The 26,591-nt window shown below is 34.1% G+C and carries 21 protein-coding genes, 4 tRNA genes and 1 pseudogene; 24 read left to right on the top strand and 2 right to left on the bottom strand.

The genetic code is table 11. The features are described from left to right. Positions 1–214: 214 nt before the first annotated feature. The 5 genes from B4G36_RS01140 to B4G36_RS01120 all read left to right on the top strand — a co-directional run bounded on the left by B4G36_RS01140 (position 215) and on the right by B4G36_RS01120 (position 7,245). Positions 215–1,171, top strand: a complete 957-nt coding sequence (locus tag B4G36_RS01140; protein ID WP_291061346.1) for a hypothetical protein — start codon at positions 215–217, stop codon at positions 1,169–1,171. Further along, positions 1,168–3,729 (top strand): hypothetical protein, encoded by a 2,562-nt coding sequence (locus B4G36_RS01135; RefSeq protein ID WP_291061344.1) that lies wholly within the window; start codon positions 1,168–1,170, stop codon positions 3,727–3,729. The genes B4G36_RS01140 and B4G36_RS01135 overlap by 4 nt, the downstream gene beginning before the upstream one ends. A 66-nt stretch (positions 3,730–3,795) precedes the next feature. Then, positions 3,796–4,515, top strand: coding sequence for a DUF1003 domain-containing protein (locus B4G36_RS01130; protein ID WP_291047729.1), 720 nt, complete (start codon positions 3,796–3,798; stop codon positions 4,513–4,515). Between the two features lie 113 nt (positions 4,516–4,628). Beyond that, positions 4,629–6,257: an L-glutamate gamma-semialdehyde dehydrogenase gene (pruA, locus tag B4G36_RS01125; protein ID WP_219033765.1), complete on the top strand. Its 1,629-nt coding sequence runs from the start codon at positions 4,629–4,631 to the stop codon at positions 6,255–6,257. Between the two features lie 58 nt (positions 6,258–6,315). After that, a complete protein-coding gene (locus B4G36_RS01120; protein ID WP_125349438.1) occupies positions 6,316–7,245 on the top strand; it encodes a cation diffusion facilitator family transporter in 930 nt (309 codons plus the stop codon). Between the two features lie 98 nt (positions 7,246–7,343). On the opposite strand, the gene B4G36_RS01115 is transcribed toward B4G36_RS01120, so the two are convergent. After that, the gene (locus tag B4G36_RS01115) at positions 7,344–7,988 is read right to left on the bottom strand and encodes an OmpW/AlkL family protein (protein ID WP_291061342.1); all 645 of its coding nucleotides are present in this window, start codon (positions 7,986–7,988) and stop codon (positions 7,344–7,346) included. Between the two features lie 239 nt (positions 7,989–8,227). Between B4G36_RS01115 and B4G36_RS01110 the strand changes: the two genes are divergently transcribed. The 19 genes from B4G36_RS01110 to B4G36_RS01020 all read left to right on the top strand — a co-directional run bounded on the left by B4G36_RS01110 (position 8,228) and on the right by B4G36_RS01020 (position 25,975). Continuing rightward, positions 8,228–9,370 carry an acyl-CoA dehydrogenase family protein gene (locus tag B4G36_RS01110; protein WP_038331167.1) on the top strand — a complete coding sequence of 381 codons (1,143 nt, stop codon included), beginning with the start codon at positions 8,228–8,230 and terminating at the stop codon, positions 9,368–9,370. Between the two features lie 68 nt (positions 9,371–9,438). Beyond that, on the top strand, positions 9,439–9,633 hold the full coding sequence (gene rpsU / locus B4G36_RS01105) for a 30S ribosomal protein S21 (protein WP_038331168.1): 195 nt from the start codon (positions 9,439–9,441) through the stop codon (positions 9,631–9,633). An 82-nt stretch (positions 9,634–9,715) separates the two neighbouring features. Further along, positions 9,716–10,615 carry a tyrosine-type recombinase/integrase gene (locus B4G36_RS01100; protein ID WP_125349436.1) on the top strand — a complete coding sequence of 300 codons (900 nt, stop codon included), beginning with the start codon at positions 9,716–9,718 and terminating at the stop codon, positions 10,613–10,615. A 2-nt stretch (positions 10,616–10,617) separates the two neighbouring features. Continuing rightward, positions 10,618–10,917 carry a ribosome hibernation-promoting factor, HPF/YfiA family gene (gene hpf, locus B4G36_RS01095; RefSeq protein ID WP_038331066.1) on the top strand — a complete coding sequence of 100 codons (300 nt, stop codon included), beginning with the start codon at positions 10,618–10,620 and terminating at the stop codon, positions 10,915–10,917. A 130-nt stretch (positions 10,918–11,047) separates the two neighbouring features. After that, positions 11,048–11,121, top strand: a tRNA-Thr gene (locus B4G36_RS01090). Between the two features lie 32 nt (positions 11,122–11,153). Then, positions 11,154–11,234 (top strand) — tRNA-Tyr (locus B4G36_RS01085). Between the two features lie 73 nt (positions 11,235–11,307). Next, a tRNA-Gly gene (locus B4G36_RS01080) sits at positions 11,308–11,380 on the top strand. 185 nt (positions 11,381–11,565) lie between these two features. Then, on the top strand, positions 11,566–12,753 hold the full coding sequence (gene tuf / locus B4G36_RS01075; RefSeq protein ID WP_038331067.1) for an elongation factor Tu: 1,188 nt from the start codon (positions 11,566–11,568) through the stop codon (positions 12,751–12,753). Between the two features lie 60 nt (positions 12,754–12,813). Continuing rightward, positions 12,814–12,884: transfer RNA gene (locus tag B4G36_RS01070), tRNA-Trp, on the top strand. 15 nt (positions 12,885–12,899) lie between these two features. Then, positions 12,900–13,088 (top strand): preprotein translocase subunit SecE, encoded by a 189-nt coding sequence (secE, locus tag B4G36_RS01065; protein WP_038331172.1) that lies wholly within the window; start codon positions 12,900–12,902, stop codon positions 13,086–13,088. Positions 13,089–13,120: 32 nt separating this feature from the next. Beyond that, positions 13,121–13,669, top strand: a complete 549-nt coding sequence (nusG, locus tag B4G36_RS01060; protein ID WP_219033762.1) for a transcription termination/antitermination protein NusG — start codon at positions 13,121–13,123, stop codon at positions 13,667–13,669. Between the two features lie 73 nt (positions 13,670–13,742). After that, positions 13,743–14,183 carry a 50S ribosomal protein L11 gene (rplK, locus tag B4G36_RS01055; RefSeq protein ID WP_038331069.1) on the top strand — a complete coding sequence of 147 codons (441 nt, stop codon included), beginning with the start codon at positions 13,743–13,745 and terminating at the stop codon, positions 14,181–14,183. A gap of 17 nt (positions 14,184–14,200) precedes the next feature. Continuing rightward, positions 14,201–14,896 (top strand): 50S ribosomal protein L1, encoded by a 696-nt coding sequence (gene rplA / locus B4G36_RS01050; protein WP_038331070.1) that lies wholly within the window; start codon positions 14,201–14,203, stop codon positions 14,894–14,896. A gap of 18 nt (positions 14,897–14,914) precedes the next feature. Then, entirely contained in the window at positions 14,915–15,427 is a 513-nt protein-coding gene (gene rplJ, locus B4G36_RS01045) for a 50S ribosomal protein L10 (RefSeq protein WP_052217500.1), read from the top strand. A 46-nt stretch (positions 15,428–15,473) separates the two neighbouring features. After that, on the top strand, positions 15,474–15,842 hold the full coding sequence (gene rplL / locus B4G36_RS01040) for a 50S ribosomal protein L7/L12 (protein ID WP_019974307.1): 369 nt from the start codon (positions 15,474–15,476) through the stop codon (positions 15,840–15,842). A 102-nt stretch (positions 15,843–15,944) separates the two neighbouring features. Further along, positions 15,945–19,787 (top strand): DNA-directed RNA polymerase subunit beta, encoded by a 3,843-nt coding sequence (gene rpoB, locus B4G36_RS01035; RefSeq protein WP_125349434.1) that lies wholly within the window; start codon positions 15,945–15,947, stop codon positions 19,785–19,787. A gap of 62 nt (positions 19,788–19,849) precedes the next feature. Next, positions 19,850–24,127: a DNA-directed RNA polymerase subunit beta' gene (gene rpoC, locus B4G36_RS01030; protein WP_291047741.1), complete on the top strand. Its 4,278-nt coding sequence runs from the start codon at positions 19,850–19,852 to the stop codon at positions 24,125–24,127. Continuing rightward, positions 24,127–24,420, top strand: a complete 294-nt coding sequence (locus B4G36_RS01025; protein ID WP_038331074.1) for a DUF3467 domain-containing protein — start codon at positions 24,127–24,129, stop codon at positions 24,418–24,420. The genes rpoC and B4G36_RS01025 overlap by 1 nt, the downstream gene beginning before the upstream one ends. A 235-nt stretch (positions 24,421–24,655) precedes the next feature. After that, positions 24,656–25,975: a dihydrolipoamide acetyltransferase family protein gene (locus B4G36_RS01020; RefSeq protein WP_291059149.1), complete on the top strand. Its 1,320-nt coding sequence runs from the start codon at positions 24,656–24,658 to the stop codon at positions 25,973–25,975. 38 nt (positions 25,976–26,013) lie between these two features. Here B4G36_RS01020 and B4G36_RS01015 read toward each other — a convergent pair. Next, positions 26,014–26,589, bottom strand: a pseudogene (locus B4G36_RS01015) (DUF3575 domain-containing protein). Positions 26,590–26,591 lie beyond the last annotated feature (2 nt).

Here is a 26,591-nt window from a genome sequence, read left to right as displayed (position 1 = left end):
AAAAACTCAAATTATTTAAAATGCACAACGGGTATTTAACTATTTCTATGTATCTATGTGGTGATTTTTTAAAAAGTTTAATCAAGTTAAATATTATGAAGGATAAATTTCGACAATTAATTTGATAAAATCTCACTATTTTCATCGATTGTGATTTATAGATTTTGAGTTAAATTTGAGTATGAAATTTTTATTTAGATTTTTAATACTGTTTATGATAATTAGTTTGGTTGGATGTACTTCTGAAACCAAAAAATCACCAATTGATTTTTATTATTGGCGAAGTAATTATTCGGTGAATGAAACAGAGAAAAAAGCGGTTGATTCACTAAAAGTGGAAAATATTTATGTTCGTTTTTTTGATGTGGATAAAAAGTTGAATAAAATTTCTCCAGTTGGAATTATTCAGAATTTTGATGCAACGAAGCTCAATGTCAATTATATTCCGACGGTTTTTATTACCAATCAAACTTTTCTGAATACATCCAAAGATCAAGTCAAAATTTTAGCAAAAGATATCTATAATTTTTTGAGTGAAACGGCTGAAAGAGGAAATCTGAAAAACTTCAATGAAATTCAGATAGATTGTGATTGGACGAAATCTACGCGCGAAAATTATTTTATGTTTTTGTCGGAATTGAAACATATTTCGGGCAAAAAACTTTCGGCAACTTTGCGTTTGCATCAAGTTAAATTTAAAGAACAAGAAGGAGTTCCGCCTTTGGATAAAATGGTTTTGATGTGTTATGCAACCGAAAATCCAACCGATCAATCTGAAAATAATTCGATTTTAGATTTGAAAATAGCAAAAGATTATTTGAAGTATTTAAACGATTATCCAATCAAATTAGATGTTGCTTTGCCAATTTATTCGTGGGCAATTTTGACAAATCATCAAGGAAAAATAAAATTAATCAATTCTTTTTCGGAGCAAGATTTGATAGGAAAACCTGTAAAGAAAATCAGAAATGGATTTTATGAAGTGGAAGATGATTTTTTTGTTCGAAATTTTTATGTGAGTAAAGGTTTTACAATAAAAGTTGAAAGGATTTCTCCCGAATTATTAGTTGAAACAAAATCATTTATCGATACAAAATTATCTTACAATTATCGCTTGATTTATTATCATTTAGACTCAAAATTTTTGAAAACAATACCAACACAATTATGAAAAAAATAGTACTTACTTTATGCTTAACTTTTGGTTTAACCAAAGTATTTGCGTGTGCTGATGGAGGTGGAGAAGATTATTATTACTACAATCTTTTTTCGCAAACTTTAAGCGAAGCGCCGCAATATCAGCCATTTTTGATGACGTTGGATAATCCATATTATACGATGGATGCAAATCAAAAGAATGAGAATATTTTGGATTGGCAAAAAACGTTAGGAATTAGCTATCAGCAAGCGTTTGAGTTGGTTTTTAAAGTATCGAAACAAGAAATTGATTTGATGGTAAAGAATGGAAAATCGTCCAATACGAACTATAATTTTGCGACAACAGATTGGGTAAAAAAGAATAAGCAAAGTTTACTTTACTTGTCGTATGCCAAGTATTTAGAGCCTTATATGGCTTTTTATTATATCGATAATGGTGAATGGTCGTATGTAGATCGTCCAGAAAAAAATGTCAATAATCTAAACTATAGAAAAGTTCTTGAGGTTCTAAAGAAAAGTTGGAATGCAGAAACGGACAAAGAATTAAAAGTTCGTTACGGTTATCAATTGGTGCGTTTTGCGCATTATTTCCACGAATATAAAGACGCTATCAATTATTTTAATATGTATGTGGCGTCGCAAGGACTCAAAAATTCGATGTATTATTATGCGTTAGATCAAAAAGGTGGAGCGGAGCGTGCACTTGGAAATTATATTCAGGCGAATTATGACTTTTTCGAAGTTTTTTCTCATTCGAATGATCGAAAAATGAGTGCTTATCAATCGATGCGCGTGACAGAAGATTTGAATTATGAGAAAATGTTAGCCAATGCCAAAACGATTCAAGAAAAAAATGATTTGTATTTATTGATTGGTTATAATGATTTTTCGAATCCGTTAGCTCCTGCGAAAAAAATTATTGCGAATGATGTAAATGCGCCACAAGCGAGAATTTTATTTGCACGTTCTATTAATTTAATTGAACGCGAATATTTGCAACAAAATCCTGAAGATTATTATTGGAATTCTTCTCAAGAACGAAAAAAATATACAGATTTATATTTACCTGTAAAAACAAATGGCAATTATTACAGTAACCCCGAAGATTCAAAAGATGAAGTTCAGATTAATGAATTGATTGCTCTGGCAAAATCACAAGCGATAAAAGCTGACGACAAAGAATATTGGAAATTATCGGTGGCATATTTGAATTTATTGAACAAAAATTTTGCGGAAACAAAAACGTATTTAACCAAAGTAAATTCAACTTCGAAAGAATTTCAACAACAGAAAAAAGTGATTGAAATTTTATTAGAAATTTTCGAACAAAAGAAAATTACAGATAGTTTTGAGAATCAATTGATGCAAAAATATGCGTCGATTTTGAATTATGAATATCCAAAATTACCAGAAGATGTCTATGGTTATTCGGATGAAGATGATCAAAAAATGAACTTGAAAAATGTGATTTTAGATGTTTTAGCAAATCGATATTTTTTGCAAGGTGACAAAGGAAAAGCATTTTTGATTCATAATGAAATTACACAATTAGGTTCAAATCCAGATTGGGCGATTATCAATGATTTAGATAAATTGGATAAAAAATCGAATAAAACAGCTTTCGAAAAATATTTGATTAATGCAAAAGTAAAATCGAGTTCATGGGATTGGAGAACAGAAAAATCAAAAGAAATTCAGTTTAAATTATCAGATTATTTAGCCGATTTCAAAGGAACATTGTATTTAGGCGAAATGAAATTTGATTTGGCGAAAAAAGAATTTGAGAAGATTGATCAAAAATATCACACGTCAGAAAGTGCTTATTTTGTTTATGATTACGATTATACAACAGAAAAAGAAAGCAAAACTTGGGTAGAAAATCAGTTTGATGGTTATCATAATATTCCGAATAAAATCTTTGGATATAATAAGATTGAATGTTTTAATTGTGACGAAAATCAAGTGATCGCAACTCCTTATTTGAATGAATTTAAATTTATCAAACCAAAAATGTCAAAATTAGAATTGACAAATGCGATGATTGAATTGAATAAAATAGCAAAGAAGAATACCGAAGAAGCTGCAAAAGCGAATTATTTGTTGGGGAATTTCTTTTACAATACGACGACTTTAGGCTATTATCGTTATTTGTTGACATTTGATCGAAACAATGATAATGGACCAAAATTTAATAATTATGGTGATCAATATGAAGCGACAAGCAACTTCTTTTACAAAAGTTTCGGTTGGGGTGGAAACTACGTAGATAATTTTACGCCGTCAGAAAATTATTTGAAAAAAGCTTTTGATTCGACAAAAGACAAAGAAATGAAAGCGCAAATTTTATTTGCATTGTCTAAGAATGAACAAGGAAGATTTTATAATGCAAAAGATCCTGTGTTGAAGCGTTTGTACGAAAATCAATATGACAACGAAGATAAAATTTTAGCGTTTAAAGTGGCAAATTATCGTTCTAATTTTAAAAATTTGAAACAATATTCGGACACGAAAACATATCAAGAAATAAAATCAAATTGTAAATATTTCGATTATTACACAAATAACTTTTAATAATTAAAACGCTTCTAATTTTAGGAGCGTTTTTTGTGATGTGATTTTTGACTAAAATAGATTATTATGAAATGTTTTGTAACTCAAGAACCAATTAATCGCTACGAAGCTGTAAAAGGAAAAGAAATTCAGCAAGAGATTTTTAAATTGATTGAGCAAGATTATCCAGCAATTACCGAAGAAGATTATGTTTCGATAAAAATATTGAACAAATATCGTCGTCAATTTTTTGCAAATTTGATTTCGCAAGAAAAAGGTGAAATGGAAAAATTGGATCAAGATGTTGTAGAAGCAATTCGTGATAATTCTATTCTTTCCGAAAATATAAAAGAAAATACATCAAAGCCATTGACAACAGGCGATAGAATCGCAGATAAAGTAGCGTCTTTTGGAGGAAGTTGGACATTTATTATTTCGTTTTTTATTTTCTTATTGGTTTGGATGTTTCTTAATTTTTGGATGTTGCACAACAAAGGTTTTGATCCCTATCCATTTATTTTACTCAATTTGATTTTGTCTTGTTTAGCAGCAATACAAGCTCCAATTATTATGATGAGTCAAAATCGTCAAGAAGATAAAGACCGTGATAGAGCCGAACATGATTATAAAATTAATTTGAAAGCCGAACTGGAAATAAAATTATTAAGCGAAAAAATAGATCATTTATTGGTTCATCAGAATAAGAAATTATTAGAAATACAGGAAATGCAAATCCAGTATTTAGAAAATATCGAAAATCAAATTCTTCATACAAAAGATAAAAAAGAAAATAAAAAGGAAGAATAATGGATGATTTTATGTCTAAAGTGATAAAAGACTTAATTATCTGAACTGAAACATTTCCATTTATTTTTCTTAAATTTGAACTTTGAAAAGTATAAACAAACAAAATAATCAAAATGTCAAAATCATTTGCTCAAATTCCTCACGCTGTTAACGAAGAGGTAAAATCATATGCTCCTGGAACACCAGAGCGTGCGCAATTATTAGACGCTTACAAAAAAATGTTTAACGAGGTAACTGAAGTTCCTCAATACATTGGTTCTGAAGAAATTTTTTCAGGAAATAAAAAAGAAATTCGTCCTCCACATGACCACCAAAAAGTTGTTGGTTATTTCCACGAAGGAACACAAGATGATGTAAGAAAAGCGATTGATACAGCTTTAGCTGCAAAAGAAGCTTGGGTTGCAATGCCTTGGGAAGATAGAGCGGCAATTTTCTTGAAAGCTGCAGATTTGATTGCTGGTCCTTACCGTGCAAAAATAAATGCTGCAACAATGATTGGTCAATCTAAAAATGCAATGCAAGCAGAAATTGATTCAGCTTGTGAGTTGATTGACTTTTTACGTTTCAATGTACAATACATGACAGAAATTTATGCAGATCAACCAATTTCTTCTCCTGGAATTTGGAATCGTGTAGATTATCGTCCATTAGAAGGATTTACTTTCGCAATTACTCCATTCAATTTTACTGCAATCGCTGGTAACTTACCATCTTGTATGGCTTTGATGGGGAACGTTGTAGTTTGGAAACCTTCTGATAAACAAACTTTAGCTGCTAAAGTAACAATGGAAGTGTTCAAAAAAGCTGGTTTACCAGATGGTGTAATCAACATGATCTTAACTGATGGAGCAGAAACTGCAAAAACAGTTTTAGAACACAAAGATTTCGCAGGTTTACACTTCACAGGTTCTACAAAAGTTTTCAATACTTTATGGAAACAAATTGGAGATAACATCAACAATTACAGAACTTATCCACGTATCGTAGGAGAAACAGGAGGAAAAGATTTCGTAATGGTTCACAAATCAGCTTGTCCAACAGAAGTTGCTGTAGGTTTAGTTCGTGGAGCATTTGAATACCAAGGACAAAAATGTTCTGCTGCTTCTCGTGCTTATATTCCATCTAACTTATGGAACGAAGTTGAGAAACAAATGAAAGAAATGTTAGCAACTGTTAGATTAGGATCTCCAGAGGATTTCTCTAATTTCATGACAGCGGTTATCGATAAAAACTCTTTCGAAAAATCTAAAGCATATATCGATCGTGCACAAGCATCTTCTGAAGCTGAAGTTGTAATCGGTGGTACTTATGATGATTCAGTTGGATATTTTGTTCAACCAACAGTTATCAAAGCAACGAATCCTAAATATGAATCAATGGTAGAAGAAATCTTCGGACCTGTATTATCAGTTTATGTTTATGATGAAAATGAATTTGAAGCAACTTTAAAATTAGTTGACGAAACTTCTGCTTACGCATTAACAGGATCAATCTTCGCGAAAGATCGTGCTGCTGTAGAATTAGCTGCTAAAGCATTGAAAAATGCTTGTGGAAATTTCTACATCAACGATAAACCAACAGGAGCAGTTGTAGGACAACAACCATTTGGTGGAGCACGTGCTTCTGGTACAAATGATAAAGCAGGTTCTGCAATGAACTTGTTACGTTGGACTTCTGTTCAAACAATTAAAGAAACATTTGTTCCTGCTAAAGATTACAAATACCCATTCTTAGAAAAATAATATTTTCGAGATATAAAATTAGAATAAGCCTTACATTTGTAGGGCTTATTTTTTTGGTATGAATGATAATTCGGAAAAAGCAATCAAAGCTTCAATTTTTAGTATTGTAGGAAACGCTTCTTTGGCTGGAATTAAGTTTTTGGCTGGTTATTTTGGGAATTCTTACGCACTTATTGCAGATGCAATCGAGTCTTCGGCAGATGTTTTTTCTTCTATATTTGTTTTCTTTGGATTAAAGTATTCTGCAAAACCTGCAGATGAAAATCATCCTTATGGACACGGAAAAGCAGAAGCGTTAATCACATTTTTAGTGGTTACTTTCCTTATTGTTTCTGCGATTATCATTGCAAAAGAAAGTATTAACAATATTATTACACCACATCATCAGCCCAAACCATTTACCTTATTAGTTCTTGGAGGAATTATTTTATTCAAAGAATTATCGTTTCAGTATGTAATGCGAAAAAGTGTTGAAACCAATAGTTCTTCTCTAAAAGCAGATGCTTGGCATCATCGTTCGGACGCAATTACATCGTTAATGGCGTTTATCGGAATTTCGATTTCATTGGTAATGGGACCAGGTTGGGAGGCAGCAGATGATGTTGCAGCACTTTTTGCATCAAGTTTTATTTTATATAATGCGTACAAAATCCTTCGACCTGCGTTGGGAGAAATTATGGATGAGCAATTGTACGAAAATGAAATTGAACAAATTAGAGAAATCGCTTCGCATGTTCCGGGTGTTATGGCGACTGAAAAATGTAATGTGCGTAAGAATGGAATGAATTATTATGTCGATTTACATGCAATAGTCGATGGAACGATTTCGGTGGTGGAAGGACATAAAATTAGTCATGATCTGAAAGATGCTGTACAAGCTAAAATGCCACAAGTAAAAGATGTATTAGTGCATATAGAGCCTACTTTTGTTTCGGTTCGAGAATATTTTCGAACAAATCACATCGAAGATAAAAGAGTGGAGGAGTAAAAATAAATTATATTAAATAAAAAAAGAGAAGCAATTGCTTCTCTTTTTGATCTTTTAGTTGGTTAATAAAAAATCATAATATATATAAAAGGTCGATTTTAGAATAGTTTGAAACCAATACCAGTACTGATTAACCAAGGATTAAGATCTACATCTGCTGGTACATAAACTTGTTTGTCTAAAGCTGCACCAACTGTAACGTCAGTATTCAAGTACAATTTTTTAACATCTACGTTCCAGTATAATTTATCATTGATTTTGTAATCAAATCCTAATTGAAATCCGAAACCCACATTGTTTTTGTAATCTACACTAGTTACAGCTGCGTTTCTACCTTTTCCTTGCCCTTGATCATAGAAGATTGTATAATTAATTCCTGCACCAACATAAGGTTTTAGGTTTTTGGTTGGATACAAATGATATTGTACATTAAGAGTTGGAGGTAACAACATTACTCGTCCCAAATCTAAATTTCCTAATGCAGTATTTACCGCTACAACTTCGTGTTTAGATGTTCCTAAAATTAATTCGGCTGCGATATTTTTTGTAATATAATAAGTAAAGTCGATTTCTGGAATAAGATTGTTTGTAACTGCTACATTTCCACCTATTGCTTCTATTTTAGCATCTTCCATAGGAACTACACCAGTTGCTCTTACACGCATATGTAATTCGCCAGTCTCTTGTCCAAATGAAATTGCTGATGTAAAAATTGCTCCTAATATTAATAGTCCTTTTTTCATAATGTTTATTTTATTTTTCGAAACAAAACTCGGATTAATTTATCCGAATTAAAATGTCAAATATCATTTCCGAAAATGACTTTAAACATTTGTTTTTTTTAAAGATATTATTAACTTAAACACGCTGATAGTCAATTATTTTTAATGAGTAAAAATAATCGTAAAAGAAAAACTTTTCACTTAATAGAAATTTATTACTTTTGGAGGAAAGTCATAAAAAAACAAAAAAACTCAAAAAAATGGATTTCTTAGAAAATGAAAATTTATCATTAATCGCGCAATCGGCAAGAGATTTTGCAAAACAATACATTCAACCGAATATAATGGAGTGGGATGAAGCTCAAACTTTTCCAGTTGAAGTTTTCAAAGAACTTGGAAAAATGGGCTTCATGGGAATCGTTGTTCCAGAAGAATATGGTGGAAGTGGTTTATCATATGATGAATATGTATCAATTGTAGATGAAATTTCACAAGTTGATCCTTCTATCGGTTTGTCTGTAGCGGCACATAATTCACTTTGTACAAATCATATTTTAGAATTCGGAAACGAAGAACAAAAACAACGTTGGTTACCAAAATTAGCAACAGCAGAATGGATTGGTGCTTGGGGATTAACAGAGCACAACACAGGATCTGATGCTGGAGGAATGTCTACAACAGCTGTAAAAGATGGTGATGAATGGGTGATTAATGGAGCAAAAAACTTTATTACACATGCAATTTCTGGTGATGTTGCGGTTGTGATGACAAGAACAGGAGAGAAAGGAGCTAAAAATAACGCGACAGCTTTTGTAATAGAAAAAGGAACGCCAGGTTTTACATCGGGTAAAAAAGAAAATAAATTAGGAATGCGTGCTTCGGAAACGGCAGAGTTAATCTTCGATAACGTACGTGTTTCGGATGCAAATCGTTTAGGAAATGTTGGTGATGGTTTCAAGCAAGCACTTAAGATTTTAGATGGTGGTCGTATCTCGATCGCAGCTTTATCTTTAGGAATTGCGAAAGGAGCTTATAAAGCAGCATTGAAATATGCACAAGAGCGTCATCAATTTGGAACTGCAATTGCAAATTTCCAAGCAATTAACTTTAAATTGGCTGAAATGATTACAGAAATCGAAGCTTCAGAATTATTAATTCGTAAAGCATCTTATTTAAAAAATCATAAAAAACCAATGACGACAGAAGGTGCAATGGCAAAATATTATGCATCGGAAGCGTGTGTTAAAATCTCGAATGAAGCAGTTCAAATATTTGGTGGATACGGATATACAAAAGATTTTCCAGTAGAGAAATTCTACCGTGATTCTAAGTTGTGTACAATCGGTGAAGGAACAACTGAGATCCAAAAATTAGTGATTGGAAGAAATATTTTGAAAGATTAATACAAAACGATTTGTTTAATAACTAAAGAGTTGTATATTTGCCATCTCAAAAAGAAATAGATAAAATTATGTTGATTATACCAGTAAAAGACGGAGAGTCAATCGAAAGAGCTCTAAAAAAATACAAAAGAAAATTTGATAAAACAGGTGTTGTACGTCAGTTAAGAGCACGTCAACAATTTACAAAACCTTCTGTTACAAATAGAATTAAGATGAGTAGAGCAATCTACAAACAAGCCTTAATCGAAAAGGAGGAAGCATAAATTGCCGTTTTAAACGATATAAAGAAATTAATTTCTGTTGACCTATTTGTTAAAGTTGTAACTTTGATGAATAGGTTTTTTTATGGAATTTATTCAACTATTCTTAGATTATTTAGCGCTCGAGAAAAACTATTCTACGCTAACAATTACTAGCTACAAAAGAGATTTGGACGATTTTGTTGAGTTCTATCAACAAGAAGAAAATTCGTCAGAAATACAACTTGCAACAAAAAATCATATTCGTGCATTTGTGATGCATTTATCAGAATTAGAAAAGTCTGAGAAAACAGTTAATCGCAAATTAAGCGCTTTACGAACGTTTTATAAATATTTGGTCAAAGAAAATCATCTTTCCATTAATCCAATCGAGCAAATTCATTCACTTAAACAAAATAAACAAGTTTTAGTACCTTTTACAGAAGCAGAATTGAATGATTTGTTGAATAATGATGAATTTTTCCCTGACACATTCGAAGGTTTACGTGATCGATTAATGATTGATGTAATGTATCAAACAGGAATTCGACGTGCCGAATTAATTGGTTTGAAAGAAAATGATATCGATCCGAATACACTTTCTATAAAAGTTCTTGGAAAAAGAAATAAAGAACGCATAATTCCTATTTCTACCTTTCTGTTAGAGGATTTGGCGAATTATAACACTAGAAAACATAACGAAATTACTTTACAATGTACGAATGTTTTTGTAACAGAAAAAGGAAAACCTTTGTACGATAATCTTGTTTATTCGAAAGTAAAATACTATCTTAGTCTTATAAGTGTAAAACATAAAAAAAGTCCTCATATGTTGAGGCATTCATTTGCGACTCATATGTTAGATTCAGGAGCAGATCTGAATGCAGTAAAAGATATTTTAGGGCATTCAAGTTTGTCATCGACTCAAATTTATACACATGGGAGTATAGAAAATTTAAAAAAAGTGTTTAACAAAGCTCACCCGCGTGAGAACAAAAAAGAGTAATTATGACAATTAACTTTCAAGCAGTAAACTTCAATACTAAACCAGGTTTAGAGGAGTATTTAGAGAAAAAATTAGAAAAATTAGAAACTTTGTCAGACAAAATCATTGCAGCGAATGTTTCTTTTAAATTAGAGAATACTGCAGAAAAAAATAACAAGACAGTTGATATTAAGTTAGAAGTACCAGGAGATGATATTGTTGTAAGTAAAACAGGACAATCTTTTGAAGAATGTATTGATTTAGCGGTAGATACATTAAAAAAATTAATTATCAGAAAAAAAGAAAAAATTAGCGAAAGATAAAAAATAGGGAATTGACTAAAAAAAGAACCTAAAAATTTGGTTAATTCAAAAAACAACGTAAATTTGCAGTCCGTTAAACAAACATATTTAACGGACTGTTCTTTTAAATAACGCTTTTAAAAACAAAAATGCCGATGTAGCTCAGCTGGCTAGAGCAGCTGATTTGTAATCAGCAGGTCGTGGGTTCGAGTCCCTCTATCGGCTCAAAGTTTTTAGAAGAACAAAAAAAGTAAGGCGGGGAGATACTCAAGCGGCCAACGAGGACGGACTGTAAATCCGTTGGGTAACCTTCGCAGGTTCGAATCCTGCTCTCCCCACAAATTTAATTTTTAAAATTTTTTGTGGTTTAGGATTTAATCTTTAAATTTGCAAAGCTTTTTAGAAGTGAATGCGGGAATAGCTCAATTGGTAGAGCGTCAGCCTTCCAAGCTGAATGTTGCGGGTTCGAGTCCCGTTTCCCGCTCAAATTCTGGTTCGTCCAGTGTAGTTAATCTTTTAAGTAGTTGTTGAAACTCATTTAAACCAAGGTTAACGCGAGTCAAAAATTAATATCTTTATATAAATCAAAAAGTGTATTTTTACACTTGAAAATAATTTAAAGTTATTTTTTTAATTTAAGTATAACAATAGAAATTAATAAAAAGTAAAATGGCAAAGGAAACTTTCAACCGTAATAAGCCGCACTTAAATATTGGTACTATTGGTCACGTTGACCACGGTAAAACAACTTTGACTGCAGCGATTACTAAAGTATTAGCTGATGCTGGTTATTCAGAAGCAAAAGCTTTCGATCAAATCGATAATGCTCCAGAAGAAAAAGAGCGTGGTATTACAATTAATACATCTCACGTAGAGTATGAAACTGCTAACCGTCACTACGCACACGTTGACTGTCCAGGTCACGCGGATTACGTAAAAAACATGGTTACAGGAGCTGCTCAAATGGATGGTGGTATCTTAGTAGTAGCTGCTACTGATGGTCCAATGCCTCAAACTCGTGAGCACATCTTATTATGTCGCCAAGTAAACGTTCCTCGTATCGTTGTTTTCTTAAACAAAGTTGATATGGTTGACGATGCTGAGTTATTAGAGTTAGTAGAAATGGAAGTAAGAGATTTATTATCTTCTTACGAATATGACGGAGATAACACTCCAGTTATCCAAGGATCTGCTTTAGGTGCATTAAACGGTGAGCCTCAATGGGTTGAAACTGTATTGAACTTAATGAACAATGTTGATGAGTGGATTGAGCAACCAGTTCGTGATCAAGATAAACCGTTCTTAATGCCAGTAGAGGATGTATTCTCTATTACAGGTCGTGGTACTGTTGCTACAGGACGTATCGAGGCTGGTGTAATTAACTCTGGGGATCCAGTTGACATCGTTGGTATGGGAGAAGAAAAATTAACTTCTACTGTAACAGGTGTTGAAATGTTCCGTAAAATCTTAGATAGAGGTGAAGCTGGTGATAACGTAGGTTTATTATTACGTGGTGTTGATAAAACTGACATCCGTCGTGGTATGGTTATCGCAAAACAAGGATCTGTTAAACCACACAAAAAATTCAAAGCTGAGGTTTATATCTTAACTAAAGAAGAAGGTGGTCGTCACACTCCATTCCACAACCGTTACCGTCCACAGTTCTACGTACGTACAACTGACGTAACAGGGGAAATCAACTTACCAGAAGGAGTTGAGATGGTTTTACCAGGAGATAACTTAACTATTACAGTTGAATTATTACAACCAATCGCATTAAACGAAGGTTTACGTTTCGCAATCCGTGAAGGTGGACGTACAGTTGGTGCTGGTCAGGTAACTGAAATTTTAGACTAATTAGTCAAAATATAATATAGAAGATGTGGTAATCTTCAATGATTACCACTCTTTTTATCTACGGGCATAGTTCAATGGTAGAATAGCGGTCTCCAAAACCGTTGATCAGGGTTCGAATCCTTGTGCCCGTGCTAAATGAAAACGATATGAAAGTCGTACAATATTTTAAAGATTCCTTTGTAGAATTTAAAGATCATGTTACATGGCCATCATTCTCAGATCTACAAAGAGACACAATTATTGTTGCAATAGCTACAGTTTTGTTAGCTATATTTTTATATGCGGTAGATACATTATTCACACAAGTGCTTAACTTTATCTACGGCGCTTTTTAGTTTGTAAAATATCCCGTTTAGTAATTAGAATCATGAGTGAAAAGAAATGGTATGTAATCAAGACTGTAGCTGGACAAGAGCTGAAAGTTAAGGATTATATTGAAAGAGAAATTCAGTACCAAAATTTGAATGATTATGTAGGACAAATTGTTGTTCCTATGGAAAAAGTGATTCAAATCCGTAACGGTAAAAAATATCAAAAGGAAAAAGTACACTTTCCTGGTTACATCATGATAGAAGCCGAACTTGTAGGGGAAATTCCTCACATGGTAAAGAATACATCAGGTGTAATTAGCTTTTTGAGTGCAACGAAAGGAGGTGATCCTGTACCGATGAGACAATCGGAAGTTAACCGAATGTTAGGCAAAGTTGACGAATTAGCAGAAAACGTTGATACAAACTTAGGAATATCTTACATCGTAGGAGAAACTGTAAAAGTAATCGACGGACCATTCAATGGGTTCAACGGAACAGTTGAAAAAATCATTGAAGATAAACGTAAACTTGAAGTGATGGTTTTAATCTTCGGACGTAAAACACCACTAGAGTTAAGTTTTAACCAAGTTGAAAAGATTGCATAATCAATCTATCAACAAATTAAAAGTAGAAATTTAGGCTGCTTCCACATAACGCTTAATTTTAAGAATTAAAAAAATGGCAAAAAAAATTGAAAAAGTTGTAAAACTTCAAGTTAAAGGAGGACAAGCAAATCCTTCACCACCAGTAGGGCCAGCTTTAGGTGCTGCAGGTGTTAACATCATGGAGTTTTGTAAACAATTTAATGGACGTACACAAGAAAAACAAGGTGCAGTGTTACCAGTTGTTATTACTGTGTATCAAGACAAATCATTCGATTTCGTAATTAAAACTCCACCAGCTGCTATTCAGTTAATGGAAGCTGCGAAATTGAAAAAAGCTTCAGGTGTACCTAACCGTCAAAAAGTTGGTACTGTTACTTGGGATCAAGTTAGAGCTATTGCTGAAGACAAATTAGCGGACATGAACTGTTTTACTGTTGAATCTGCTATGAAAATGGTTGCTGGAACTGCACGTTCTATGGGTATAACTGTAAAAGGTGGGCAAGCTCCAGAATAATTAAAACATTTTAGGAAATGGCAAAGTTAACAAAAAGACAAAAAGAAGTATTAGCTAAAGTAGAAAAAAACAAACTTTACTCTATTGATGAAGCATCATCATTAGTAAAGGAAGTTAACTACGCTAAGTTTGATGCTTCTGTAGATATAGCAGTTCGTTTAGGTGTAGATCCTAAGAAAGCTAACCAAATGGTTCGTGGTGTAGTTTCATTACCACACGGAACAGGTAAAGATGTAAAAGTATTAGCATTAGTTACTCCAGACAAAGAAGCAGAAGCTAAAGCAGCAGGTGCAGACTATGTAGGATTAGACGAATACTTACAAAAAATTAAAGAAGGTTGGACAGATGTTGACGTTATCGTTACTATGCCAGCAGTTATGGGTAAATTAGGGCCATTAGGACGTGTTTTAGGACCTCGTGGATTAATGCCTAACCCAAAATCAGGTACTGTAACTTTAGAAGTTGGTAAAGCTGTTTCTGAAGTGAAAGCAGGTAAAATCGACTTCAAAGTAGACCGTTACGGAATCATCCACGCTGCAGTTGGTAAAGTATCTTTCGATGCTGATAAAATTAAAGAAAATGCGAATGAATTAATTCAAACTTTAATTAAATTAAAACCAACAGCTGCTAAAGGAACATATGTAAAAAGCATCACGCTTTCTACAACTCAATCTGTAGGTGTATCAGTAGATCCAAAAAGTGTAAACGCTTAAAATTAGTAGATTATGGCAATGACAAAACAAGATAAAGCAAATATGATAGATGAATTGCAAGCTGTATTAGCAGAAGCAAAAATCATCTACTTAGCAGATATCGACGGATTAAACGCTGTTAATACTACTGAATTAAGAAGAGCTTGCTACAAAAGCAATGTATCTTTACGCGTAGTAAAAAACACTTTATTAAAGAAAGCTATGGAGCAAATCGAAGACAAAAACTTCGAAGAGCTTTACGGATCTTTAAAAGGAAATACAGCATTAATGACTGCTGAAGTTGGTAACGCACCAGCCAAAGTAATCGATACTTTCAGAAAAAAATCTGAAAAACCTATTTTAAAAGGAGCTTGGATTGAAGATAATACATTCGTAGGTGATGACAAATTACCACAATTAGTAGCATTGAAATCTCGCGAAGAATTAATCGCAGACATCATCATGTTACTTCAATCTCCAATCAAAACTGTTGTTTCTCAATTAGAGAACAAAGACGCTGCAAAAGCAGAAGAAGGAGCTTCAGAAGAATAAGACACACTCATATCAAATAAAAGTTTAAAAAACAAAAAGCATTAAAATGGCAGATTTAAAAAAATTAGCTGAAGAGTTAGTAAACTTAACAGTTTTAGAAGTTAATGAATTATCTACAATCTTAAAAGATGAGTACGGAATCGAACCAGCTGCTGCTGCTGTAGTTGTTGCTGCAGGTGGAGCAGGTGAAGCTGCTGAAGAGCAATCAGAATTCGACGTAATCTTAAAAGAAGCAGGTGCATCTAAATTAGCAGTTGTTAAATTAGTTAAAGAATTAACTGGTAAAGGATTAAAAGAAGCTAAAGATTTAGTAGATTCAACTCCAGCAACAGTTAAAGAAGCAGTTTCTAAAGATGAAGCTGAAGCTTTAAAGAAACAGCTAGAAGAAGCTGGTGCAGTAGTAGAATTGAAGTAATTTTTATTACTCAAAAATATAGGTTTGGACCTAACACAGGACGTGTTAGGTCTAAACCTTTTTACGCATAAAGTCATTATATAAACCAAAATTCATTCGAAATTGGCCACTAAAGCAACATTAAGCAACTCGACTGAGAAAAAAGAAAGATTGAACTTCTCTTCTGCAAAAGCAGTCGCTCAGTTCCCAGATTTCCTTGACATTCAGATCAAATCGTTTGAAGATTTTTTCCAGTTGGAAACAAGACCTGACCAACGAAAAAATGAAGGTCTTTACCGAACATTTGCTGAGAATTTTCCAATTACGGATACTCGCAATCAGTTTGTTTTAGAATTCTTAGATTATTTCGTAGATCCACCACGTTACACAATTGATGAGTGTATCGAAAGAGGATTAACGTACAGCGTACCATTGAAAGCTCGTCTTAAATTGTACTGTACAGACGAAGAACACGAAGATTTCGAAACTGTAGTGCAAGACGTATACTTAGGAACAATTCCTTATATGTCTCCTTCAGGATCATTCATTATTAATGGTGCAGAGCGTGTTATTGTATCTCAATTACACCGTTCTCCTGGGGTATTCTTCGGACAATCTTTCCACGCGAATGGTACAAAATTGTACTCATCTCGTATCATTCCTTTCAAAGGATCTTGGATTGAGTTCGCAACAGACATCAACAGCGTAATGTACGCTTACATCGATCGTAAGAAAAAGTTACCATTAACTACTTTATTACGTGCTATCGGATACGAAAGAGATAAAGATATCTTAGAAATTTTCGATTTAGCAGAAGAAGTAAAAGTTAATAAAGCTAATTTAAAGAAAGTTGTAGGTCGTAAACTTGCTGCACGTGTATTAAATACATGGCACGAGGATTTCGTAGATGAAGATACAGGAGAAGTTGTATCTATCGAGCGTAATGAAATTATCTTAGACCGTGAGACAATCTTAGAGAAAGATCACATCGATCAAATCGTAGATTCTGGTGTAAAGACGATCTTATTACACAAAGAAGATATCAATTCTGCTGATTATGGAATTATCCATAATACTTTACAAAAAGACCCTACTAATACTGAAAAAGAGGCAGTAGAGTATATCTATAGACAATTACGTAACGCTGAGCCACCAGATGAGGAAACAGCAAGAGGAATTATTGACAAATTATTCTTCTCTGATCAACGTTATTCATTAGGTGAAGTAGGTCGTTACAGATTAAATAAAAAATTAGGCTTAAGCATTAGCGAGGACGTACAAGTATTGACTCGTGAAGATATCATTTCGATTATTAAATACTTAATCGAATTAATCAACTCTAAAGCAGAGGTGGATGATATCGACCACTTATCTAACCGTCGTGTAAGAACGGTAGGTGAGCAAATGGCTAGCCAATTCGGAGTAGGTTTAGCTCGTATGGCTAGAACTATCCGTGAAAGAATGAATGTTCGTGACAACGAGGTGTTTACACCAATCGATTTGATTAATGCTAAAACATTATCATCTGTTATCAACTCATTCTTCGGAACGAACCAGTTATCTCAGTTCATGGACCAAACAAATCCATTATCAGAGATTACACACAAACGTCGTTTATCAGCATTAGGACCTGGAGGTTTATCAAGAGAAAGAGCGGGATTCGAGGTACGTGACGTACACCACACTCATTACGGACGTTTATGTCCAATTGAAACTCCTGAGGGACCAAACATTGGTTTGATTTCGTCATTATGTGTATTCGCTAAAGTTAATAACTTAGGGTTCATCGAAACACCGTACAGAAAAGTAGAAGATGGAAAAGTGGACGTCGAATCAGCACCAATCTATTTAACTGCGGAAGAGGAGGAATCAAAAGTAATTGCTCAAGCCAATATCGACATGACAGACGATGGTACTATTGCTACTGAACGTGTAACTGCTCGTGAAGATGGGGATTTCCCTGTTGTAACGCCAGCAGAAGTTGATTTAATTGACGTTGCACCTAACCAGATTGCATCTATCTCAGCATCATTAATTCCTTTCTTGGAGCATGATGACGCCAACCGTGCGTTAATGGGATCGAACATGATGCGTCAGGCAGTTCCATTATTAAAACCTCAAGCACCAATTGTAGGTACTGGATTAGAAAAACAAGTTGCAAAAGATTCAAGAATCTTAGTAAATGCAGAACGTGAAGGTACAGTAACTTATGTTGATGCTGACATTATAACAATTAAATATGATCGCTCAGAAGACGAAGAATTAGTAAGCTTCGATACTGCTGAGAAAACATATAATTTAACAAAATTCAGAAAAACGAATCAAGGAACTACAATTACGTTGAAACCAATTGTAAAAGTTGGTGATCGTGTAGAGAAAGGACAAGTTTTATCTGAAGGTTATGCAACAGAAGGAGGAGAATTAGCAATTGGTCGTAACATGGTTGTTGCCTTTATGCCTTGGCAAGGATACAACTTCGAGGATGCCATTGTAATCTCTGAGAAAGCTGTTCGCGAAGACTGGTTTACATCTATCCACATCGATGAGTATTCATTAGATGTACGTGATACAAAATTAGGTATGGAAGAATTAACTTCAGACATTCCTAACGTTTCGGAAGAGGCTACAAAAGACTTAGACGAAAACGGTATGATCCGTATTGGAGCAGAAGTAAAACCTGGTGATATCTTGATTGGTAAGATTACTCCAAAAGGAGAATCTGATCCAACTCCAGAAGAAAAATTATTACGTGCGATCTTTGGTGACAAAGCAGGTGATGTAAAAGATGCTTCTCTTAAAGCCTCTCCATCATTACGTGGTGTTGTTATCGACAAAAAATTATTCTCACGTAGTATTAAGGATAAACGTAAACGTTCTCAAGACAAAGCTATTATTGATAGTGTAGAAGCTGAGTACGACGTTAAATTCAACGAATTAAGAGAGATTTTATTAGAGAAATTATACGTTTTATTAAACGGAAAAACTTCTCAAGGTATTTACAACGACTTGAACGAAGAAGTAATCAAGAAAGGTGTAAAATACACACAAAAAATCTTATCTAATGTTGAAGATTTCTTAAATTTAACTGGAGCAGAGTCTCTTTGGACAACAGACGAGGATAAGAACGAATTAGTAAAAGAATTGTTACATAATTACAAAATTAAGTACAATGATTTACAAGGAGCACTTAACCGCGAAAGATTTACAATCTCTGTTGGAGACGAGTTACCTGCAGGTATCGTTAAATTAGCAAAAATCTACATTGCGAAAAAACGTAAACTAAGAGTAGGGGATAAAATGGCAGGACGTCACGGTAACAAAGGTATTGTTGCACGTATCGTTCGCGACGAAGATATGCCTTTCTTAGAAGACGGAACGCCAGTAAATATCGTACTTAATCCACTTGGGGTACCATCTCGTATGAATATCGGTCAGATTTATGAAACGGTATTAGGATGGGCTGGACTTAAAATGGGTCAAAAATTTGCTACACCTATCTTCGATGGTGCTGAAATCGCTGATATCGATCGCATCACAGAAGAAGCAGGTATTCCAAAACACGGTACAACATATTTATATGACGGTAATACTGGAGAACGTTTTGATCAAAAAGCTACTGTAGGGGTGATTTACATGTTGAAATTAGGACACATGGTTGACGACAAAATGCACGCGCGTTCTATCGGACCATACTCATTAATTACTCAACAACCATTAGGAGGTAAAGCACAATTCGGTGGACAACGTTTCGGAGAGATGGAGGTTTGGGCATTAGAAGCATTCGGTGCATCTAATATCTTACGCGAAATCTTAACAGTTAAGTCGGATGACGTAATTGGACGTGCGAAAACTTACGAAGCAATCGTAAAAGGAGAGCCAATGCCAGAACCTGGTATTCCAGAATCATTTAACGTATTGTTACATGAATTACAAGGTCTTGGATTAGACATAAACTTGGAAGAATAATAGGGCAACCTATTATTCTACCTTTTTCGTTATAATAATATAATTGTTAGATACATTTCTATATGTCAACAAAAAATAAAACAAGTCAATTCTCAAAAATCCGTATCGGGTTAGCTTCTCCAGAATCGATTCTTCAAGAATCTAAAGGTGAAGTTTTAAAACCTGAAACGATTAACTATAGAACGCACAAACCAGAGCGTGACGGGTTATTCTGTGAGCGTATCTTTGGACCTGTAAAAGATTACGAATGTGCCTGCGGAAAATATAAAAGAATCCGTTATAAAGGTATCGTTTGTGACCGTTGTGGGGTTGAAGTTACTGAAAAGAAAGTTCGTCGTGAGCGTATTGGACACATCAATCTTGTTGTGCCAATTGCACATATTTGGTATTTCCGTTCATTACCAAACAAAATTGGTTACATCTTAGGATTACCATCTAAGAAATTAGACATGGTAATTTACTATGAAAGATATGTAGTGATTCAACCAGGTATCGCAAAAGGACCAGAAGGTGAAGAATTAAATAGATTAGATTTCTTATCAGAAGAAGAGTATTTAGATATCTTAGAAACTCTTCCAATCGAGAATCAATATCTAGAAGATACAGATCCTAATAAATTCGTTGCGAAAATGGGTGCTGAAGCATTAGAAGACCTATTATCTCGTATCAATTTAGATGAGTTATCTTACGAATTAAGACACAAAGCACACAACGAAACTTCTAAACAACGTCGTACAGAAGCGTTAAAACGTTTACAAGTTGTTGAGTCGTTACGTGAGTCAAATATGCACCACGTAAACCGTCCAGAATGGATGGTAATGCGCGTTATTCCGGTTATTCCACCAGAATTACGTCCGTTAGTTCCATTAGATGGTGGTCGTTTTGCAACATCAGATTTAAATGATTTATATCGTCGTGTAATTATCCGTAACAATCGTTTGAAACGATTAATGGAAATCAAAGCGCCAGAAGTAATCTTACGTAATGAAAAACGTATGTTACAAGAAGCGGTTGATTCATTATTTGATAACACGCGTAAAGCATCTGCTGTAAAAGCTGATGGTAACCGTCCGTTAAAATCATTATCTGATTCATTAAAAGGTAAACAAGGTCGTTTCCGTCAAAACTTATTAGGTAAACGTGTAGATTATTCTGCTCGTTCTGTAATTGTTGTTGGACCAACACTTAAATTACACGAATGTGGTTTACCAAAAGATATGGCAGCTGAATTATACAAACCATTCGTAGTTCGTAAATTAATCGAGCGTGGAATTGTAAAAACAGTTAAATCGGCTAAGAAAATTATCGATAGAAAAGAGCCAGTTGTTTGGGATATTTTAGAAAATGTAATCAAAGGTCATCCAGTTTTATTAAACCGTGCCCCTACGTTACACCGTTTAGGTATCCAAGCATTCCAACCGAAATTAATCGAAGGTAAAGCAATTCGTTTACACCCATTAGTGTGTACTGCCTTCAATGCCGATTTCGATGGTGACCAGATGGCTGTTCACTTACCATTAGGACCAGAAGCTGTTTTAGAAGCACAATTATTAATGTTGGCTTCTCAAAATATTTTGAATCCTGCAAATGGTTCTCCAATTACTGTACCTTCTCAGGATATGGTTTTAGGTCTTTACTACATGACGAAAATTCGTCGTACAGACCACCAATTTACAGTAAAAGGAGAAGGATTAACTTTCTATTCAGATGAAGAAGTTCAAATTGCATACAACGAAGGAGCTGTTGACTTAAACGCGCCAATTCGTGTAAAAGGAACAATTCGTGTAGGAGAGGAGTTGATAGAAAATCAATTAATCGAAACTTCTGTAGGACGTGTGTTATTCAACCAAATCGTTCCGAAACAAGTAGGTTATATTAATGAAGTATTAACGAAAAAATCGTTACGTACAATTATTAATAAAATTATCAAGATTACAGATTTCCCTACAACGGCTGCTTTCTTAGATGATATGAAACAATTAGGATACCGTAATGCCTTCGAGGGTGGTTTATCATTCTCATTAGGAGATATCTTAATCCCAGAACAAAAGAAAGACCTTATCTCAGGTGCGATCAACCAAGTTGAGAACATTAAGATGAACTATAACATGGGTCTTATTACAAATAACGAACGTTACAACCAAGTTATTGATGTTTGGACAACAACAAACGCGACATTAACAGAAATTGTAATGAAACGTATGACAGAAGATCAACAAGGATTTAACTCTGTATTCATGATGCTTGATTCTGGAGCACGTGGATCTAAAGAGCAAATTCGTCAGTTATCAGGTATGCGTGGATTGATGGCTAAACCTCAAAAAGCTGGTTCTACTGGTGGGGATATCATCGAAAACCCAATTATCTCTAACTTCCGTGAAGGTCTGTCTATCTTAGAGTACTTTATTTCTTCGCACGGTGCGCGTAAAGGTCTTGCCGATACTGCCTTAAAAACTGCCGATGCTGGATACTTGACTCGTCGTTTAGTTGACGTTGCGCAAGACGTTATCGTAATGCACGAAGATTGTGGTACATTAAGAGGTTTAGAAGTATCTGCACTTAAGAAAAAAGAAGAAATCATCGAAAGTTTATCTTCTCGTGTATTAGGTCGTACTTCATTAAATGATATTTACAACCCAGATAATGGTGAATTAATCATTTCTGCTGGTAACATTATTACAGAAGATATTGGTGATGCCTTAGAAGCAGCTGGTATTGAAAATGTAGAAGTTCGTTCTCCATTAACATGTGAAGCAAAAACTGGAATTTGTGCTAAATGTTACGGACGCAACTTAGCTACAGGTAAAGGTGTTCAGAAAGGTGAATCAGTTGGTGTAGTTGCTGCGCAATCTATTGGTGAGCCTGGTACACAGTTAACATTACGTACTTTCCACGTTGGGGGTACTGCGGGTAACGTTTCTGAGCAAAATACAATTAATGCTAAAGTTGATGGTACAATTGAGTTTGATGACTTACGTACTGTTGAATCGACAGATGATGCAGGTAACAAAGTAGATACAGTTGTTTCTCGTTCTACAGAGATGAAAGTAATTGACGATTTAGGAAACGTTCGTCAACAAACTAACATCGCTTATGGTACTATCTTATCTGTTAAAAACGGAGCTAAAGTTCAAAAAGGTCAAGAGATTGCAAGTTGGGACCCTTATAACGGGGTAATCATCGCAGAATCTACTGGTAAAATCGAATACGAACAATTAGAGCAAGGGGTAACTTTCCAAATTGAAATCGATGAGCAAACAGGATTCCAAGAAAAAGTTATTTCTGAATCACGTAATAAAAAATTAGTTCCAGCGTTAAGAGTTATCACGATTGATGGTGAAGAAAAAACATATAACTTACCAGTAGGTGCACACTTAATGGTAAATGATGGTGAAAAAATTAATGCAGGTAAAATCTTAGTTAAGATTCCTCGTAAGTCAGCTAAATCTGGCGATATTACAGGAGGTTTACCTCGTATTACAGAGTTGTTAGAGGCTCGTAATCCATCTAATCCAGCAGTTGTTTGTGAAATGGATGGAGTTGTTTCTTTTGGTAAAATAAAACGTGGTAACCGTGAAATCATCGTTGAATCTAAAAATGGTGAAATCCGTCGTTACTTAGTTAAATTATCAGCACAGATCTTAGTTCAAGAAAATGACTTCGTACGTGCAGGTGAGCCTTTATCAGATGGAGCAATTACACCAGAAGATATTTTAAGAATCTTAGGGCCAACAGCGGTTCAAGAATACTTAGTAAACGAGATTCAAGATGTATACCGTTTACAAGGGGTAAAAATTGATGACAAACACTTCGAAATTATCGTACGTCAAATGTTACGTAAAGTTCGTATTGTAGACTCAGGAGATTCAAGATTCTTAGAAGATAGTTTAGAGCACAAAGACGATTTCATGCAAGAAAACGATCGTTTATTTGGAATGAAAGTCGTAGAAGATGCTGGTGATTCTGACACATTAAGTCCAGGACAAATCATCACAGTTCGCGAATTACGTGACGAAAACTCTAAATTAAAACGTGAAGACAAAAACTTAGTGACAGCTCGTGAGGCTTTACCTGCAACAGCAGAAGCCGTTTTACAAGGTATTACAAGAGCATCTTTACAAACTAAATCTTTCATGTCTGCGGCATCGTTCCAGGAAACTACAAAAGTTCTTAACGAAGCAGCTGTAGCTGGTAAAGTAGACGGTTTAGTAGGATTAAAAGAAAACGTTATTGTTGGACACTTAATTCCTGCCGGAACTGGATTAAAAGAGTATCAAAACATCATCGTAGGATCTAACCGTGAATACGAGGAATTAATAAACGCAAAACAAGAATTATAATGTCAGAAAATCAACAAAACGAAGGATTAAACATTGAGTTAAACGAATTAGTAGCTCAAGGTGTTTATGCTACAGGAGCAATCATCAACCACTCACCATCTGAGTTCGTTGTAGATTTCGTTCAATTTTTACCAGGTGCTAGACCATCAGTAAAATCAAGAATTATTTTGTCTCCATTACAAGCAAAACAATTATCTCAATCGTTAGCAGAAAACGTAACTAACTTTGAGAAAAGCTTTGGTGAAATCAAAGAACCTCAAGTAAACAACGGTACTGCAACTTACGAAGCTTAAGAATCATTCTTAATATTTCAAAAAGTCCCTCAATCTTAGATTGGGGGATTTTTTTATGCAATCAAAACTATCAAATCATTAAAAATAATCTTATAAATGTTAGATCAATTATTAAATTGATAATTATTTATGATATTAATGCGAATAATTTAAAAATAAAATACATTAATCTTTTTAACAGTATTTTTTTGAATCGAAAAAATGTTTAGATTTGTATTTAGCAAATAACACAAGAATGTCTGACTATAAATTAATTCTACCTTCTATGGGAGAAGGTGTAATGGAAGCTACTGTAACAAATTGGATCAAAAATATTGGCGATTCGATTAGTGAAGATGAATCGGTTGTAGAAATCGCAACAGATAAAGTAGATTCTGATGTTCCTTCGCCAGTTGCAGGAGTTTTAAAAGAAATCTTAGTTCCAGTAGACAAAATTGCAAAAGTAGGTGAGCCTATCGCAATTTTGTCTGTTGATAGAGTTGTAGAACAAGCTGATTCGGTAGAAGAAGTAGATACAAATAGCGATCAGGAAATTGCTGATGCAGCAAAATCTATCGAAGCTGAAGTTGCAACAATCAAAACTGAAACGCTTATTACTTCGTCAGATGATAAATTTTATTCTCCTTTAGTAAAATCTATTGCGAAAGAAGAAGGTGTTTCTCAGGCTGAGTTAGATCAAATTTTAGGTTCAGGAAAAGACGGACGTGTAACGAAAGATGATATTTTGGATTTCGTTAAAAATAGAGGAAATCAACCAGCGAAAACAGTTGTTACGACTTCTGTTGCTGCACCAGTTGCTCAACCTCAAGCACCGCAAGTGCAATCTGCGCCAATTTCTGTTGGTGAAGGAGACGAAATTATCGAAATGGATAGAATGCGTAAAATTATTGCGCAAAATATGCTACAAGCAAAACAAATTGCTCCTCACGTAACGTCTTTCGTAGAAGTTGATATGACGAATATTGTGTTGTGGAGAGATAAAAATAAAAATGAATTTCAGAAAAAACATGGTGAGAAAATTACCTTCATGCCAATTTTTATCGAAGCTGTAGCAAAAGCAATTCAAGATTTCCCAATGATTAATGCTTCGGTTGATGGAGATAAAATTATTAAGAAGAAAAATATCAATATTGGAATGGCGGCTGCTTTACCAAGTGGAAATTTAATTGTTCCTGTTATCAAAAATGCAGATCAATTTAATTTAGCGGGGTTAGCTTCTCAGGTTAATGATTTAGCAAATCGTGCGCGTAATAATAAATTGAAACCAGCAGAAATACAGGGAGGAACGTATACAATTACAAATATTGGTTCTTTCGGAAATACATTAGGAACGCCAATTATTCCTCAACCTCAAGTAGCTATTTTGGCTGTTGGTGCAATTGTGAAAAAACCTGCTGTTATCGAAACTCCGCAAGGAGATATGATTGCAATTCGTCATAAAATGTACTTATCTCATGCTTACGATCACCGTGTTGTGGATGGAGCTTTAGGAGGTATGTTTGTAAAACGTGTTGCCGAATATCTAGAGGCTTTCGATATGAATACGCCTGTGTAAGAGTAAAATAATACTAGATATAAAAAATCCAACTAATTTTAGTTGGATTTTTTTCGTTTAAATTTATAAGTAAGCATTACACCGCCTTTGTAAAGCAGCCACTCCCCACTTTTATTAAATGATTGCGCAGAATCATATCGTCCCAAATTAGGAGAATCTTCTTTATAATATCCTTTGTAATTTCCTTGAGAGTGTCCTCCACCAACAAAAACATCTAATCCCCAATGTTCGTTAATTTTTACTTGATAACCTATTGTAGCTCCTGTTAAGATTGCTACTCCACGTTGATATTTATCAGTGTTCCAATAATTCCATTTTTGAATATCAAAGAAACCAACTCCAATGTTTGGACCTATATAAAATTTACTAAAAGATTTATCAAAGTAATATCTACCTTCACCAAAAAACATATACATTTATAAATGATTACCTGCAAATGATTTCCAAGGAGAGAGAAAACCGTCAGCTTGTAAAGTTATTCTATCTGTGATTGCATGTTCAACACCAAGATTTACCATTGCAAGTGGCATTGTTAACGCATTAACTTTTATTTGTGTTTCTCCTTTTTGAGCAAAGATTGTGGCGGGAAATAACAACCAAATTAATTTATTCATTC

This window comes from Empedobacter sp. UBA3239 (assembly GCF_002362875.1).
In the GTDB taxonomy this organism is placed as follows: domain Bacteria; phylum Bacteroidota; class Bacteroidia; order Flavobacteriales; family Weeksellaceae; genus Empedobacter; species Empedobacter falsenii_B.
The sequence above is the reverse complement of the archived record's forward strand: the minus strand, read 5'-3'. Positions and strand labels throughout refer to the sequence as shown.